14 protein-coding genes are annotated in these 16,340 nt (G+C 37.2%); 2 read left to right on the top strand and 12 right to left on the bottom strand.

Annotated elements, in window-relative coordinates:
* Positions 1-9: 9 nt before the first annotated feature.
* The 11 genes from WC623_RS14680 to WC623_RS14630 all read right to left on the bottom strand — a co-directional run bounded on the left by WC623_RS14680 (position 10) and on the right by WC623_RS14630 (position 13,595).
* A complete protein-coding gene (locus WC623_RS14680; protein WP_372852331.1) occupies positions 10-1,179 on the bottom strand; it encodes an FtsW/RodA/SpoVE family cell cycle protein in 1,170 nt (389 codons plus the stop codon).
* 3 nt (positions 1,180-1,182) lie between these two features.
* Positions 1,183-2,526, bottom strand: coding sequence for a UDP-N-acetylmuramoyl-L-alanine--D-glutamate ligase (gene murD, locus WC623_RS14675; protein WP_372852329.1), 1,344 nt, complete (start codon positions 2,524-2,526; stop codon positions 1,183-1,185).
* A complete protein-coding gene (gene mraY, locus WC623_RS14670; RefSeq protein ID WP_372852327.1) occupies positions 2,526-3,776 on the bottom strand; it encodes a phospho-N-acetylmuramoyl-pentapeptide-transferase in 1,251 nt (416 codons plus the stop codon). Before mraY ends, murD begins: the two co-directional genes overlap by 1 nt.
* Positions 3,776-5,230, bottom strand: a complete 1,455-nt coding sequence (locus WC623_RS14665; RefSeq protein WP_372852325.1) for a UDP-N-acetylmuramoyl-L-alanyl-D-glutamate--2,6-diaminopimelate ligase — start codon at positions 5,228-5,230, stop codon at positions 3,776-3,778. The genes mraY and WC623_RS14665 overlap by 1 nt, the downstream gene beginning before the upstream one ends.
* Position 5,231: 1 nt before the next feature.
* Positions 5,232-7,334, bottom strand: a complete 2,103-nt coding sequence (locus WC623_RS14660) for a penicillin-binding protein (protein ID WP_372852323.1) — start codon at positions 7,332-7,334, stop codon at positions 5,232-5,234.
* Complete coding sequence (locus tag WC623_RS14655; protein WP_372852321.1) at positions 7,324-7,746, bottom strand: FtsL-like putative cell division protein; 423 nt, start codon at positions 7,744-7,746, stop codon at positions 7,324-7,326. Before WC623_RS14655 ends, WC623_RS14660 begins: the two co-directional genes overlap by 11 nt.
* Positions 7,743-8,648 carry a 16S rRNA (cytosine(1402)-N(4))-methyltransferase RsmH gene (gene rsmH / locus WC623_RS14650; RefSeq protein WP_372852319.1) on the bottom strand — a complete coding sequence of 302 codons (906 nt, stop codon included), beginning with the start codon at positions 8,646-8,648 and terminating at the stop codon, positions 7,743-7,745. Before rsmH ends, WC623_RS14655 begins: the two co-directional genes overlap by 4 nt.
* The gene (mraZ, locus tag WC623_RS14645; RefSeq protein ID WP_372852317.1) at positions 8,638-9,111 is read right to left on the bottom strand and encodes a division/cell wall cluster transcriptional repressor MraZ; all 474 of its coding nucleotides are present in this window, start codon (positions 9,109-9,111) and stop codon (positions 8,638-8,640) included. Before mraZ ends, rsmH begins: the two co-directional genes overlap by 11 nt.
* 201 nt (positions 9,112-9,312) lie before the next feature.
* Positions 9,313-10,506, bottom strand: coding sequence for a phosphoglycerate kinase (pgk, locus tag WC623_RS14640; RefSeq protein ID WP_372852315.1), 1,194 nt, complete (start codon positions 10,504-10,506; stop codon positions 9,313-9,315).
* Between the two features lie 205 nt (positions 10,507-10,711).
* Entirely contained in the window at positions 10,712-11,707 is a 996-nt protein-coding gene (gene gap / locus WC623_RS14635) for a type I glyceraldehyde-3-phosphate dehydrogenase (RefSeq protein WP_372852313.1), read from the bottom strand.
* A gap of 310 nt (positions 11,708-12,017) precedes the next feature.
* Positions 12,018-13,595, bottom strand: coding sequence for a M1 family metallopeptidase (locus WC623_RS14630; protein WP_372852311.1), 1,578 nt, complete (start codon positions 13,593-13,595; stop codon positions 12,018-12,020).
* A 125-nt stretch (positions 13,596-13,720) separates the two neighbouring features.
* Between WC623_RS14630 and WC623_RS14625 the strand changes: the two genes are divergently transcribed.
* The gene (locus WC623_RS14625) at positions 13,721-13,921 is read left to right on the top strand and encodes a hypothetical protein (protein WP_372852309.1); all 201 of its coding nucleotides are present in this window, start codon (positions 13,721-13,723) and stop codon (positions 13,919-13,921) included.
* Between the two features lie 11 nt (positions 13,922-13,932).
* On the opposite strand, the gene WC623_RS14620 is transcribed toward WC623_RS14625, so the two are convergent.
* Complete coding sequence (locus tag WC623_RS14620; protein ID WP_372852307.1) at positions 13,933-15,843, bottom strand: AAA domain-containing protein; 1,911 nt, start codon at positions 15,841-15,843, stop codon at positions 13,933-13,935.
* 175 nt (positions 15,844-16,018) lie between these two features.
* On the opposite strand from WC623_RS14620, the gene WC623_RS14615 reads away from it, so the two are divergent.
* A complete protein-coding gene (locus tag WC623_RS14615) occupies positions 16,019-16,336 on the top strand; it encodes a DUF6686 family protein (protein WP_372852305.1) in 318 nt (105 codons plus the stop codon).
* Positions 16,337-16,340: the final 4 nt, after the last annotated feature.

Here is a 16,340-nt window from a genome sequence, read left to right as displayed (position 1 = left end):
ATATTATCTTTAATCCATAACCGGAATCTCTCCCACCACTACCTTCTTACCTTTTACATGCTCTTCAACATCTTTACTTACACTTAGAATAATGCCAAAAGCGATACTAGTAAACAAAATTGAAGTTCCACCCATACTCACAAGTGGTAATGGCACCCCCGTAACAGGCCCTAATCCTACTGCAACAGCCATATTTGCAAAAGCCTGAATAGTTAAACTAAAACTAAGTCCTGCTGCCAGCAAGGCTCCGAAGGCTTTCGGACTTCGTGTTACAATTCGTACACATCGATAAAGCAGTACCAGATATAATACAACCATCGTCATAGCCCCAAACAAACCATACTCTTCGACAATAATTGCGAAGATAAAGTCTGAATAAGGGTGCGGCAGAAAGTACTTCTGTGTACTATTTCCTGGCCCTTTACCAAAAAAACCTCCTGATGCTAAAGCAATCTTAGATTGATCAGCCTGATAAGATTTATCCGAGTTAACCAACTCAGGATTCAAATAAGTTTTAATCCTTGAACGGTATGTCTCACCCCTTGGTCCAACCATCATAACCGTCCCCAGCAAAACACCTCCAGCAACACTAACGATGGCAATCTGTTTGATACTGATACGACCTATAATTAACAATAAGATACTCACACCAAACAACATTAAAGCGGTCGACATATTTGCAATTGCAATTAATAAGGTTACAGCACATACTGAACTGATAATTGGAATAAATGCATTTTTTACATCCTTAATATTTTCCTGCTTCTTGGTCAACATACGAGCCAGAAAAGTAATCAAAGCCAGTTTAGCCAAATCGGATGTTTGAAAAGTAAGTCCAATTCCCGGAATCTTAACCCAACGCGAAGCATCGTTAATATGTGAACCAAAAATCAAAGTATAGAATAACAATGGAATCGTTATGATCATTAATATCTTGGAAATACCAGCATAGTATTTATAATCCAATAAATGGGCTATATAAATCATACCAATACCCAAAACAACGAAAATCACGTGTTTGAACAATAAATATTTCTCAACAGCTATCCCTTTATTATAGGCAATAGTCCCCGTAGCACTATATACAGTCAGTATAGAGATCAACGACAAAAGTATAATGATCAGCCAAATCCAGCGATCACCTTTTGTTTTATCAAGAAGATTATTTATCGCAACCATAATCTATAATTCTTTCACAGCAGCCTTAAACTGGTTACCGCGGTCTTCATAATTTTTAAATAAATCAAAACTTGCACAAGCGGGCGACAACAATACCGTATTACCTTTTTTAGCTAAATGATAGGCAACCTGAACAGCCTCATGAGCAGAAAACGTATTTACAATAATTTCTACATCATCCTCAAAAGCATCATGAATACGCTTATTATCCTTACCTAAACATATAATAGCCTTAACTTTCTGCCGAACCATCTCTTTCAGCATTTCATAATCATTGCCTTTGTCAACACCCCCCATAATTAAGATCACATCAGCCCCAACACTTTCCAGCGCATACCAGGTCGAATTCACATTTGTTGCTTTCGAATCGTTGATATAATCTACGCCAGAAATTTTGGCTACATGCTCCAACCTATGCTCAATATTTTTAAAATCGCCCATACTTTCACGTATCGACATATTTCTTATATCTAATACCTTAGCTACTATGCCCGATGCCATAGAGTTATAAATATTGTGCTTTCCCTGTAGGGCTAATTCTGTAATAGACATGGTTAATGGATCGTTTAGGTTTATATTGATGTGTATGTTGTTGCTCTCTAAGTACGCTCCGCTTTCAATCTTCTTCCTGATTGAAAATGGATACATTTTTGATTTGATCTTAGCATTTCTCAATGCTTTTATAGTCTCTTCATCATCAGCACAATAGATAAAAACATCATCACTGCCCTGGTTCTGGGTGATACGCATTTTTGATGCAGCATAATTCCCAAGTTTATAATCGTACCGATCCAAATGATCGGGTGTAATATTTAATAAAACAGCTACATCTGCTTTAAAACTGTACATGTCGTCCAGCATAAAACTGGAAATCTCTAACACGTACCAATCGAAATTTTCAGTTGCAACCTGCGCAGCAAAACTATGCCCTATATTACCCGCTAAACCAACATTTAACCCTGCGCTCTTTAAAATATGATAGGTCAGCATCGTGGTCGTGGTTTTACCATTTGATCCCGTAATACAAATGGTTTTCGCGTTGGTATAGCGTTTTGCAAATTCAATTTCAGATACTACTGGAATTTTCTTTGCTTTAATCGCCACAATGATAGCAGCCGTATCAGGGATACCTGGACTCTTAATCACTTCTACTGCTTTAAAAATCTCTTCCTGCGTATGTTGCTGTTCTTCGAAAATAATATTCAGCTCCTGTAATTTCTTCTTGTACTGTGATGATATTATACCGAAATCAGACAAAAAAACGTCAAAACCTTCCTTTTGCGCCAATATAGCAGCACCAACACCACTTTCTCCACCTCCTAAAATTACTATCCTCTGTTTTTCCATTACCTTAATTTTAAAGTGATAATGGTTATGATTGCCAGTAAAATGCTGATAATCCAAAACCTCGTTACAATTTTAGCCTCATGGTAGCCTTTCTTCTGATAATGGTGATGCAATGGAGCCATTAGGAAAACCCTCTTACCCTCACCATAACGCTTTTTGGTATATTTAAAGTAAGTCACCTGCATGATCACAGATAAATTCTCGATCAGGAATACACCACATAATACTGGGATCAAAAGCTCTTTTCTGATCATGATGGCAAACGCTGCAATAATACCCCCAATAGCCAAACTTCCTGTATCTCCCATAAAAACCTGGGCAGGATAAGAATTGTACCATAAAAAGCCGACACAGGCCCCAACAAAAGCCCCAGCAAATATCATCAGCTCACCTGAATTGGGGATATACATAATATTAAGGTAATCTGCGATGACAGTGTTACCAGAAACATAAGCAAGCAAGCCCAGTGTAATTCCAATAATAGCAGAGGTGCCCGTTGCGAGGCCATCAATACCATCTGTAATATTTGCTCCATTAGAAACCGCAGTAACAATTATGACCACAAAAATCAGAAATACAAAAACTGCATATTTTTCATAACCAGGACCTAAAAACTTCAGAACCTTAGCATAATCAAACTCATTATTTTTATAAAAAGGAACATTAGTCAGGGTCGACTTTACATCCTGTGTATAATAGAAACTCTCACCTTTCTGTCTTAATACCATTGGAGCTGTTGTCGCTTTAGAAACACTTGCTTCATCAACTGTCTGTCTAACCACAATATTTGGATTAAAATACATGGTCCAACCAATAATCAGCGCCAATCCAACTTGCCCAACTATTTTAAACCGGCCAGCTAAACCCTCTTTATTTTTTCTAAAGACTTTAATATAATCATCCACAAAACCGATTACTCCCATCCAAATGGTAGTTACAATCATAAGAATTACATAAATATTGGTCAGGTTAGCCAGCAATAATGTAGGCACCAGAATACCTAATAAAATCATAATACCACCCATAGTCGGGGTACCTTGTTTTTGCATCTGACCTTCAAGTCCAAGATTACGTACTGTTTCCCCAACTTGCATTCTATGCAGATAATTGATAATTCTCCTACCATAAACAGTAGTAATGATCAGAGAAATAATAATAGCCAATGAGGTACGGAAAGTGATGTATTGAAACAACCTCAATCCAGGGAAATCATAATGCTGATTCAGATATTCAAATAAGTAATATAACATTAGCCGATCAAGTTTAATTGTTCCATTAATACTTCCTTATCATCAAAATGATGTCTCACTCCATTTATTTCCTGATATTTTTCGTGCCCTTTACCAGCAAGTAAAATAATATCACCTGGTTTAGCCAAATGACATGCTGTTTTAATCGCTTCCCTTCTATCTACTATACTCAATGTTTTACGTCTGTTTGTCGGAGAAACTCCTACTTCCATTTCTGCTACTATCGTTTGCGGATTTTCTGTCCTCGGATTATCTGAAGTCAGAATTACCTTATCGCTCCAATCACAAGCCACCTGTGCCATAATCGGGCGTTTTGTTTTATCACGGTCTCCACCACAACCAATAATGGTAATCACCTGCTCTGTTCCCTTCCTGATATCCTGAATCGTGCTCAGCACATTCTGAACTGCATCGGGTGTATGTGCATAATCAACTATACCAATAATGCCATTTGAAACTATGTAATCAAACCTACCTTCGGCACCTGTTAGATTACTCAATGTAGTCAGCACCGTCAACTGGTCCTGATCAAGCAACATAGCTGTACCATAAACCGCCAATAAATTATACGCATTAAATGAACCTACCAGTTTAAAGAAAACCTCTGTGTGATCAATATCTAAATGCAATCCATTAAAACTATTTTCTACTATTCTAGCCTTAAAATCGGCCATTTGCTTTAAAGCATAAGTCTTCTTAACGGCTTTCGTATTCTGCAGCATCACCATACCATTCTTATCATCAAGATTGGTTAAAGCAAAAGAAGATGAACCTAATCCATCAAAAAATGCTTTCTTAGCTTTGATATAATTATCAAATGTTTTATGAAAATCCAGATGGTCATGTGTAATATTTGAGAATACACCACCAGCAAAGTTTAAACCCTCAATTCTATGTTGCACTACCGCATGTGAACTTACTTCCATAAAGCAATAATCACAGCCGGCATTTACCATATCTTGCAACAATGCATTCAATGCAATTGGATTTGGGGTTGTATGAGTCGCAGGAATAATCTGGTCATTGATATGATTATCAACTGTCGAAATTAAACCAACCTTGTACCCAAGCTCTCTGAACAATTTGAAAAGCAAAGTTGCAATTGTAGTTTTGCCATTCGTCCCTGTAATTCCGACCAATTGCAAATTAGAAGAAGGGTTGCCATAAAAATTGGCTGCCATTTTACCCAAAGCAACCGAACTATCCGCTACCTGAATATAGGTCACACCCTCTACAGTTTCTTGAGGGACTTGTTCACAAACAATTACCGAAACACCCTTTTCAAGTACGCTATTTATATACGCATGACCATCCGACACAGTACCTTTGATTGCAAAAAATACAGCATCACTAGTCACCTGCCTTGAATCGAAAGTCAAAACACCAACTTCCCTGTTGGTTTTTCCAATCAGGTTAGTTATTGTAATTCCATATAAAACATCCTGCAGCTGCATCTTATTGTAAATCTATTTGTACTGATAATCCTTTTCCTATTTTACTTCCGGCAGCAATAGATTGAGTTACAACTCTTCCACTGCCTTTTACCTTGGCTTTCAAACCCGCATTTCCTAAAAGATATAAAGCATCTTTTAACCCCATTCCACTCACGTCAGGCATCACTCCTTTTACTACATTATATTCTTCATACACAATACCATTGCTGGTATCCACACTGTTAAAGTAGTCAGACTTAGCAGCATACAAAGCTTTAATACCTAAAGCATTATACACTCTTTTAACAGCCTTACTATGACCAGCTTTAGCTTCCGGCTTAACTGTATTTCCTACAAAATGTTCAGGAATGTTGTTGTACATTTCCATATCACTTGCATAAATACGATCTGCAATCTCTTTAAACACCGGCCCGGCTACTGTTGAACCGTAATAACCATTTTTCGGACCGTTGATAGACACCATGATAGAGTACTTAGGCTTATCTGCAGGAAAATAACCACAGAAAGAAGCTTGGTAACTACGTTTCCCCTTATACCCCCTGTTTGCATCTGCAACTTGCGCAGTACCTGTCTTACCCGCAACCCTATACAATGGCGACCCCATTAGTTTACCAGTGCCTTGTGTAACCACATTTTCAAGCATAGCTTGTAACTTTCTAACTGTTTCAGGAGAACAAATCTCCTCAGAAATTACTCTGGCCTGAAACTGTTCAATCGGATTACCCAAACGTCTGATCTCCTTAACAAAAATTGGTGCGATGTATTTACCATTATTGGCAACAGCATTATAAAATGCCAGTATCTGCAATGGTGTAATCTGCATTTCATAACCATAAGCCATTTGCGGCAAAGTCATATTCTTGTTCCAGGTTTTTGACTTTGGATTTTTTATTACAGGCTTAGTTTCACCCGGAATCTGTAAACCCAGTCGCTCATTCATATGAATATCATATAAATGATCTGTAAACCGGGAAGGATTATCCTGATAATGCTGATTAACCAATTTAGCAATCGCTGTATTTGCCGATTGCTCAAATGCTTTCATTACAGTAACTGTACCTATCCCTCCATGAGAATCTCGAATAGTATGTGACGGAATCCGGTAAGTCCCATCCCCTGTAGCTACCAAAGTATTAGTATCTACTTTCTTATCCTCTAACAAGGCCATATACGAGGCCAATTTAAAAGTAGAGCCAGGATCCTGACTACCTCCTATCGCATAATTAAATTTCTCTTCATATATACCTTTGCTCACTCTGGTATAATTAGCAACAGCCCTAACCTCTCCAGTATTCACCTCCATCAAAATCACCGTCCCATGATCAGCATCGCTAATTTTTAATTGTTTTTCCAATGCACTCTGCGCAAGATCCTGCATATTTATATCAATAGTTGATATGATATCTGCTCCCTCTTTAGGTGCAACCTCAGCCTCATCATTAACCGGCATCCAAACCCCACCAGAAATTCTCTGCACTAATCTTTTACCACGCTCACCATTAATATAATCACCATAAGCACCTTCCAAACCCACACCATTATCTACATTCTCATTCTTATAACCAATAGTTCTGGCAGCTAAGAATTTAAAAGGCCTGATCCTCTTATTTTGCTGAACAGCAATAAGCCCACCTGTATACTTTCCTATATTATATAAAGGAAAAGTTCTGATTGTTTTCAGTTCCTGATAACCAACTTTACGTTTAATCAATAAATAACGAATACTATCCCTACGTGCATTGCGCAGGTAACGAGAATACTCTTTAGGTGTTTTATCTTTAAAAAACTGCGACAACTTCATTGCCAGAGAATCTACCTTCGAGTCAAAAATATCTTTATCCTGTATCCCACCAGCATACATATCCATACGCAATTCGTATTCAGGGATAGAGGTAGCCAGCAAACTTCCATCTACAGAATAGATATTTCCTCTTGCAGCATCAATATTGACATACTTTGTAGAGAGACTATCGGCCATGGCACGCCACTTATGTCCCTCCACAAACTGTACATCGCATAGTCTGACCAATACCGCCACGGCAAGCAGTACAATCAGTCCGAAAGACAGATAAACACGCAATAATATGTTATCTCTAATATTCATTACTGTTTATTACAATTTTTTTAGGTGGCTCAGTTAATTCTTTAATTCCTAACGTATCTACTTTTTTCGCTACTTCTGTCAGCTTACTCTTAAACATGAGATCAGCTTTCAGCGACTTATATTCCCAACTCAGCTCTTTTACTTCTTTATTCAATTTGTCAATGCTTCTGATATTCTTAATAGCCATATGGCTATTGGCTATGTAAAGCATACATAAAACCGAAATAAATATCAAAAATGGCAACATCTCCGTTGCCGACTCTTTACTCACTACACCTTCAGTAAACAGCTTTTTAAAAAAAGCATTACTACTTTCAGTGTCTTTGCGTTTAGGCTGAGGCTTAACCTTAATCTCTATCTCTTCCTCTAATTCCGGTTCTTCATCAAGATGCTCCCTAAACCTATTGCTCATAACCTTTCCCCCACTCTTAATTTTGCACTCCTAGAGCGGCTATTCCTTTCCAGTTCAAGTTCATCCGCCACTATAGCTTTTCTTGTTACAGCTTTAAATGGTTTCTGTTCATTACCAAAAAAATCCTTATCGACTTCCCCCCTAAACTTTCCCTTTGCTATAAAATTCTTAACAGGTCTATCTTCTAATGAATGGTATGACATGACCACTAGCCGACCACCCTGCTTTAAAACATCAGCGGTCTGAACTAAAAAATCCTCCAGAACCTTCATCTCAGCATTTACTTCAATACGCAAGGCTTGAAAAACCTGCGCCATATATTTATGCTCTTTACCTTTAGGAATATGAGCAGCAGCTACAGCTTTAAAGTCAGCCAATGTTAAAACTGGTCGTTCTACACGTCCTGTTACAATTACCCTTGCTAAAGATTTTGCATTTTTAACCTCACCGTAAATACCAAAAATTTTATGCAATTGATCTTCCGTATACGTATTCAAAACATCAGCCGCTGTCAGCTTACCTTGTTTATCCATACGCATATCCAGCGCTGCATCAAAGCGAGTTGAAAAACCTCTTTCAGGCTCGTTAAACTGGTGTGAAGAAACACCCAGATCAGCAAGAATACCATCTACAGTTTTAAAACCCAATAAACGAAGGTTATTTTTAAGGAAAGCAAAGTTCTGATCAACAAAATGGAAACGCGGATCTTCAATTTTATTTCTTTGCGCATCAGGATCCTGATCAAAAGCAATCAACACACCATCTTTACCTAAATTCTTAAGTATTTCCCTGGAATGTCCACCACCTCCAAAAGTCACATCCACATACACTCCGTCCGGTTTGATATTCAACCCATCAATACACTCTTTTAACAATACAGGAACATGATAATTATTTTCCATCTTCCCCCCTGTTTTTATTTCCCATTACTTCCTGAGCAAGGAAAGCGAAATTCTCTGGCTCAGTATCAAACAAAGCTTCATAAGCTTTTTTGGACCAAATTTCAATCTTGTCAAATTGACAAGCTAAAACAAGTTCGTCACTAATTTCTATACCTACCGACTCCAATAAAGACTTCGGTAAATTCACTCTTCCAGTAGCATCGAGCGACAAAAGCGTCGCGCCACGGGTAAAATATCTAATAAACTCTCTGGTTTTTGGTTCGTATTGGTTCAACTTACTCATCTCTTCAACCATGCCTTCCCATACTTTTTTTGGATAAAGCACTAAATGCTTCTCAAAGCCACGGTTAATCACAAGTCCCTCACCCTCAACATTAGGCAATTGCTTTTTGAGACCGGAAGGCACCATCAAGCGGCCTTTCGCATCCAATTTACAATCAAATTCTCCTAACAGTTGAACCATTTCTATGTGTACACTTTTTATGTAGTGTAAAAATAGATATTTCTACCACTTTTTACCACATTCTACCACAAAAAATTATCAACATAATTTTTACCAGCACATTTCTGCCTTTAAGGCATCAAAAACGCAGAAAATAAGGTGGTAAACAAAAACAGGCGTTTCGCAAAAACGAAACGCCTGTTTTAAAAATAATTTCTATTATTAATCATTAATTGCCTTAACACCAGGCAATTCTTTTCCTTCCATATATTCTAGCAATGCTCCACCACCAGTAGAAACATAGCTCACTTTATCTTCTAAATTGAATTTTGCAATTGCCGCAGCTGAATCTCCACCACCAATTAGTGAAAATGCACCATTATTTTGTGTTGCAGCTACAACCGCATCTGCCACTGCACGCGTTCCTTGCTCAAAATTAGCCATTTCAAAAACACCCATCGGTCCGTTCCATAATAAAGTTTTAGAATTGGCGATCACTTTTGAAAACAACTCAACAGTTTTAGGACCAATATCCAATCCCATCCAATCTGCTGGAATCTGACCCGAATCTACAGTACCTTTACTAGCCTCATTATCAAACTTATCAGCAATCACAGTATCTAAAGGCAAGTATAAATTCACGCCTTTTGCTTTTGCTTTTTCTACCAGCTCCAGACACAAAGCCATTCTATCTTCCTCTAATAAAGATGTACCAATCTCACCACCAGCAGCTTTAGCGAAAGTATATGCCATACCACCACCAATAATCAAATTATCTACTTTTTCAAGTAAACTTTCGATCAACAAAATCTTATCAGACACTTTAGCACCGCCCATAATTGCAGTAAAAGGTTTCTCAGCTCCATGATTTACTTTTTCTGCATTTTTCAACTCTTCAGCCATTAAATAACCAAAATACTTCTCTGTAGGGAAAAATTCAGCAACAATAGCTGTTGAAGCATGTGCACGATGTGCCGTACCAAAAGCATCATTCACATATACATTACCCAATTTTGCTAATTTCTCAGCAAAGTCTCGATCACCTTTTTCCTCTTCCTTGTAAAAACGAAGATTTTCTAAAAGCAAAACTTGACCTGGAACCAGGTTTTTAGCTTTTTCTGTAGCTACAGTACCAACACAATCGTCAGCAAACTTAACTTCCAGATCAAGCATTCTCGAAAGATCGCCTAATATATGTTTCAATGAATATTTATCTTCCGGCCCACCTTTTGGACGCCCCAAATGAGACATTAGGATCACAGATCCGCCATCGTTCAATATTTTATTGATGGTAGGCAATGCTGCACGCATTCTTTTATCATCAGTAATGTTAAATTCCTTATCCAAAGGGACGTTAAAATCTACCCTTACCAGAGCCTTCTTATCTTTGAAATTGCATTGATCGATTGTTCTCATTTTTAATTTTATCTTTTATTATTAAGGTTTGGTTTGCGGTTGTTTACGAAATGATTGGATCATATCAAAATGCGGACCTATTTATTCCCTGCATCTCCGCGTGTGACACCAAATATAAGAAGCATTAGCCGATCTCAACTCATTAATTACAAATTTTATAAGTTAAGCCCTCTAGCCCTTCCTAAAAAACTCAAAATCTGTTTATTTAATTATAATTTTTAGCGATTCTTTGCACAAGATCAACCAACCTTGTAGAATATCCTGATTCATTATCATACCAGCCAACAACTTTAACAAGATCACCAACAATAGAAGTCAGCTGTGCATCAAATACACAGGAATGCGGATTATCTAAAATATCTACCGATACAATTGCATCTTCCGTATACTCCACTATCGTTTTCATTTCATGCTCAGCAGCTCTTTTAAATGCTGCATTGATTTCTTCTTTAGTCGTCTTCGACTTTAAAATACAGGTAAAATCCGTCAAGGAGCCATTCAACACAGGGACTCTTATTCCAGCTCCTCCAAGTTTACCCTCTAAATGAGGAAAAATATTTGTAATTGCTTTTGCTGCACCAGTACTTGTAGGAATAATAGACGCTGATGCTGCTCTGGCCCTTCTCAAATCTTTATGTGGTGAATCATGCAGGCTTTGATCGCCAGTCATTGAGTGTACAGTAGTAATATACCCATCTCTTATTCCCCAATTATCATCTAAAATCTTAACCATTGGAGCCACATTATTTGTAGTACAGGAAGCATTTGAAAGTATTGAAGCTTTTAAATCAACTTCATTATCATTTACCCCCAACACAAACATGGGTATATCTTTATCTGCTGATGGTGCCGAAATCAGCACTTGTTTTGCTCCTGCTTTTAAATGAAGTTCGGCTCCAGAACGACTGGTAAACTTACCTGTTGATTCTACCACAAGATCAATTCCTAAGCTTGCCCATGGCAAATCCTCCGGCTTAACCTTGTTATAAACATAAATTTTCTTTCCATTAATGATTAAAGCTCCATCTTCATGTTTAACAGTCCCTTTAAATCCACGGTGTATACTATCGTATTTAAAAAGATGAGCCAATGTTTCAGGATCACCTAAATCATTTATGGCTACAACATTGATATTTCGCTCAAGAGCAGTACGCAAAAAAATACGTCCAATTCTTCCAAAACCATTAATTGCTAATTTCATTCTACTCGTATAAATATGTGTGCAAAAGTACCCATATTCTTTAAATCAGCGGTAGTATAATAAGTCATAAAATTATCCCAAAAAAGAGATTTTTATGGGATTTGAAATGAACTGAATAGTCAAGCTATGAACAGCTCTACTATTGCTCTTATTTACAATTAATTTTATTTGATTTTTCCCGAACAAAGCAGAAGGAGAGAGCAAGGAGGTCCCTCTTAAATTCGGTATAACCACGAAGCCCGATACTAGCTCCATGCAAGCCCGGTTTTGATTCAAAAAAATGGTTCAAATTTGAGAGGCAGATTTTCCCTTACTCAAACTTACCTTCTTTCTTCAATAATTCAAAATATTTAGTCAGGTTAATACCGAGCGACTGTTCTAATGAAGCTTTGAAATCTTCAGGTTGAGGATGTTTTCCTTTCCATTGCTTAAAATACAACTGAAAAGCATTGTCCATTTTCTCTCTTCCAACTGAATTTTCCAAAATATACAACCATAATGCTGGCTTAAGATAAGAAGCGGTACTATAATCATCAGATGAAGCAAATTTTTCCGATGGAACATCAATTGCAGATTTCATAGGAATCCCACTTAATGCTCCATAAATAGAAGATAAGAACTCTTTGGCTGGCAATGCCTGGACTTCGATAGGAATGTCTCCAAAAACAGAGTTAGCCCTGTATTTCTCGGCCTCATATCTAAACTGAAAAAACGTATTCAAACCTTCGTCTAACCAGGCATATTGACGCTCATTACTACCCAGCATACTCATAAACCAATTATGCCCTACCTCATGTGTAATTACACCATCAAGAAATTCCTTCTTTGCTCCCGGGCTTGTAATCAGTGTAATTGTAGGATATTCCATTCCACCACTCGATTCATTTTTAGGCCCTTCCACTACCTGAACTACAGGATATTCATACTCTCCAATCCATTTACTATATTTTTTCACTGCATCTTTCGTATAATCAATACTATAATTCCATAAAGTACTGTCACTATCATGGTAATAAGTAAATGCATCTACAACCTTTCCTGATTCCAGTTTTAAAGTATCATACTGAATTACAAACCCCTTATCTGCAAACCATGCAAAATCTGGCACGTTATCGATCTTATAATTCAATTTCTTCATGCCTGTTTTAATTTTTGGAGTATACAAAACAGGCTTTGCTTTCCTGTCAGCAACATTTTTTGTACCAATACTTTTATACATTGCCAGTTCATCCGTATTTTGCAAAACACCTGTAGCACCAACCACATAACTCGTAGGAACGGTAATATTCACATTAAATGAAGCATAATCACTATAGTACTCACCCATATCTAAATATGGGAATTCATGCCAGCCATTTTTATCAAAAACTGCAGGTTTTGGATACCATTGACATACCATAAATTCACCTTGAGCAAAACCAGATCTGGAGAAATAAGAAGGTAACTTCACATTAAAATCAGTAGTAATCGTTACAGAATCTCCAGATTTCAATGGTGTAGACAAATTCAGTTTAATGACATCTATATATTGAGGATTAGGATGAGCTTCTGTCTTTGCTACTTTCCCGTTTACTTTAAAGTTCAATCCATCTATACTACCATAAGTATATTTCTCCATCTTCTTCGCCCTTGCTGTATCATTTTTTAACTGATGAAACAAGGCAGTATTTTCATTCTTATAAGCATTTGGCCAGATATGAAACCAGATGAAGTTGAGACTTGATGGCGAGTTATTTTTATAAACTATCTTTTCAAAACCTTTTAAAGATTTATCCTGGTCATTTAAAGTTACATCAATATTATACTTTACCTGTTGTTGCCAATATTTTTCCTGTGCAAAAACAATTGAACTACAAATAACAAGAATGAAGGTTAAACACTTTTTCATAAGCAACGTTCTTTACATCAAATAAAACCTGTCATACGCACAGGTCTGGAAAGGTAATAATTTTTTTAAAACCTATTGTATCACTATAACGTTTAATAATAGTAAAGCTTTTAATTTCCCTTCAAATGAAACATCCGAAATCAAAAACAAAAAAAGTTAACGTTAACCTTATTAAGAAACATCCCCATCCAGATGCCTTAGACAAATGGAACGATCGTTTAGATCAAAATCTGGAAAGTGAAAAGGAAGGTAATACATTAGCGGATGAAAACGCCAGAGACTATTCAGAAAAACATGGAAGTGGCGATCAATCTGATAAAGATTAATCGTCATTAAATCAATCTAGATCAGCAAATTCCCATGCACTTTTATATGCATCAATCTTTTCAGTATAAGTAATAAAATCAGCATAAAAAGGGAGTCTGGATAAAGTTGCACTATCTCCGATCACCACCAACTTTTTTCTTGCACGGGTCATGGCCACATTCATCCTGCGGATATCAGATAAGAATCCGATCACACCATCAGCATTACTTCTTGTCATTCCGATATAAACAATATCTCTTTCCTGTCCTTGAAAACTATCGATCGTATTCACAGATATTTTTCCATGATAAGGCTGTAAAACGGGATGGTTGAGCAGCAAGTCTTTCATTACCTGTATCTGTTGCTTGTAAGGCGAAATCAGTGCTATACTAGGAAAATTCTCAATGGTATAAACACTATTCAGTTGTACTACCAATTGCGCCAAGTGTTTCAATAAGAATGCAGCCTCTTCAGTATTATATGTACTTGTTCCTTCAGTTTGTTCTTCAAAACCGCAACCCGCAGTATCCACAAAGTTCAACGCGGTATCTTCTGGAAATAACAGATGAGCAGCTACAGATTCATGCGCTTTTAATTTCCCACTGTAAAACACATCAGAAGAATAACCCATAATTTGTGCATGCATTCTGTATTGTTCTTCCAGTAAAACTACAGCCTGAGGATGCAAAGCCACGCACTTTTCCAATAAAGTAGTGCTTAAACCTGCTTTTGCAGCTTCGTTAGACTTTATAGTTGGGGATAATTGACAATGATCTCCAGCTAATATCACTTTCTGCGCTTTCAATATGGGTATCCAGCACGCCGGTTCTAAAGCCTGTCCGGCCTCATCAATTACAACTGTATCAAACTTTCGGTCTTTAATCGTATAATGACTTGCACCCACTAAAGTTGCCGTAATTACCTGTGCTTTATCTATCAGATCCTCTACAATATACTGTTCCGTGTTTGCAACAGATTTCATGATCTTATGCGCTTCGTCGAAAAGTGCTTTTCGCTGCTCCTTCTCTGCTCTTCCAAAATTCCTTTTGTACTTATGAGCCATATTTTTATACTCTGCAGCTTGTTTTTTCAACTCCTTAACCTCTTTGATGCTGTTATGAACGGCCATCTTACTATCTAAAGTTAAAGAAAACAGCTTTTCAGATACCCTTGCAGGATTACCGATACGCAAAACATTCATTCCCTCATCAGCCAGCTTTTCGCTTAAAAGGTCGACCGCAGTATTACTTGGTGCAACCACTAAAATCTGCTTCCCATACTGCTTAATTAATGCCTTGATGGCCTGTACCAGTGTGGTAGTTTTGCCTGTCCCCGGTGGGCCATGAACAATAGCCAGATGCTGTGCAGCAACAATACGATTTACTGCAAGCTGCTGAACCTCATTCAATTTAGGAATCGGATAATGAAAAATATCATCTGCAAAATAAGGTGTACCCGCACCTGTCAGCACTTTAATCAAATCATGATCTTCGCCCTGCTCATTCCGATTAGCAGCACGTTTAACCGCTCCCTGCATTTCATCATAACTATGATCATCAAAAAGGACATCAATACCTAATTTACCATCTCTTGCCCAATCAGGCAATTCATCTGTACGTAAAGTAATTTTTAAACTGCTACCTCCCTGATAAGCAATTACCCCTTCGACCCTATCATTTTTGGGATCATGATTCGAAAATAATACCGCAGGCATACCAAATCTTAACTGATGTGGTAAATCCTGATGAGTTGTCCGTTCTACTTCAACAGTTAAATAATCTCCCCTACTCATTTCTGAGCCGCGGATTGCAATGGGATACCAGGTTAAACCATTCGCTCTACGTTCTGCGACTGAAAGTGTTTCTTTCTGTTTGATATAGCTTTGTAAATCTTCCTCACGTTCCGTTTTTAGAAGATCAAGCAGTTTTTTAAAATATGGCATTCGCGCAAAGATAAGTATAAAGCTGTAACATAATGCCTCAGAACTACATAGGAGCTAAATAACTGAGATAAAATAATTTTTTCTCAGTTATTTAGAATGAATATAAATAATAGACACTATATTTATGGCCGAATCAAATCTTGCGATAATCATCTAATGAAAAAAAATAATTGCGATGTGTATAAACAAAATATTAAGTCAAAAAGGACAAACGACAATTAGTAACTGTATAGGCTGCAAAACATTTTACATCTGGCATGACAACCTGATGTTGAGTTTTACAGAGGAGGGATTTATATCTTTTAAAGAAGTGCTCCATAGCCTTTCTTTTGAAGACAGGTGTCTTCCATTTCCTGGTGGAGAAGAAAGAATAATCCTTCATACACCTCACGATGACATTAGCTTTGCTTTTGCTGAAGAAGAATTTGAATTGTGCAAAGCAGCAATTGACGAAGCTATTTTTATGAAAGAAGTATACGAATTAATGCAATAAAAAA

It is taken from the genome of Pedobacter sp. (genome assembly GCF_041645105.1).
Classification (GTDB): domain Bacteria; phylum Bacteroidota; class Bacteroidia; order Sphingobacteriales; family Sphingobacteriaceae; genus Pedobacter.
Note: the sequence above shows the minus strand (reverse complement) of the source record. Positions and strands in the feature narration are given on the sequence as shown.

Coding starts and splice junctions, on each gene's coding strand:
- WC623_RS14680 (WP_372852331.1), bottom strand. CDS start 1,179: ATGGTTGCGATAAATAATCTTCTTGATAAAACAAAAGGTGATCGCTGG.
- murD (WP_372852329.1), bottom strand. CDS start 2,526: ATGGAAAAACAGAGGATAGTAATTTTAGGAGGTGGAGAAAGTGGTGTT.
- mraY (WP_372852327.1), bottom strand. CDS start 3,776: ATGTTATATTACTTATTTGAATATCTGAATCAGCATTATGATTTCCCT.
- WC623_RS14665 (WP_372852325.1), bottom strand. CDS start 5,230: ATGCAGCTGCAGGATGTTTTATATGGAATTACAATAACTAACCTGATT.
- WC623_RS14660 (WP_372852323.1), bottom strand. CDS start 7,334: ATGAATATTAGAGATAACATATTATTGCGTGTTTATCTGTCTTTCGGA.
- WC623_RS14655 (WP_372852321.1), bottom strand. CDS start 7,746: ATGAGCAATAGGTTTAGGGAGCATCTTGATGAAGAACCGGAATTAGAG.
- rsmH (WP_372852319.1), bottom strand. CDS start 8,648: ATGGAAAATAATTATCATGTTCCTGTATTGTTAAAAGAGTGTATTGAT.
- mraZ (WP_372852317.1), bottom strand. CDS start 9,111: ATGGTTCAACTGTTAGGAGAATTTGATTGTAAATTGGATGCGAAAGGC.
- pgk (WP_372852315.1), bottom strand. CDS start 10,506: ATGAGAACAATCGATCAATGCAATTTCAAAGATAAGAAGGCTCTGGTA.
- gap (WP_372852313.1), bottom strand. CDS start 11,707: ATGAAATTAGCAATTAATGGTTTTGGAAGAATTGGACGTATTTTTTTG.
- WC623_RS14630 (WP_372852311.1), bottom strand. CDS start 13,595: ATGAAAAAGTGTTTAACCTTCATTCTTGTTATTTGTAGTTCAATTGTT.
- WC623_RS14625 (WP_372852309.1), top strand. CDS start 13,721: ATGAAACATCCGAAATCAAAAACAAAAAAAGTTAACGTTAACCTTATT.
- WC623_RS14620 (WP_372852307.1), bottom strand. CDS start 15,843: ATGCCATATTTTAAAAAACTGCTTGATCTTCTAAAAACGGAACGTGAG.
- WC623_RS14615 (WP_372852305.1), top strand. CDS start 16,019: ATGTGTATAAACAAAATATTAAGTCAAAAAGGACAAACGACAATTAGT.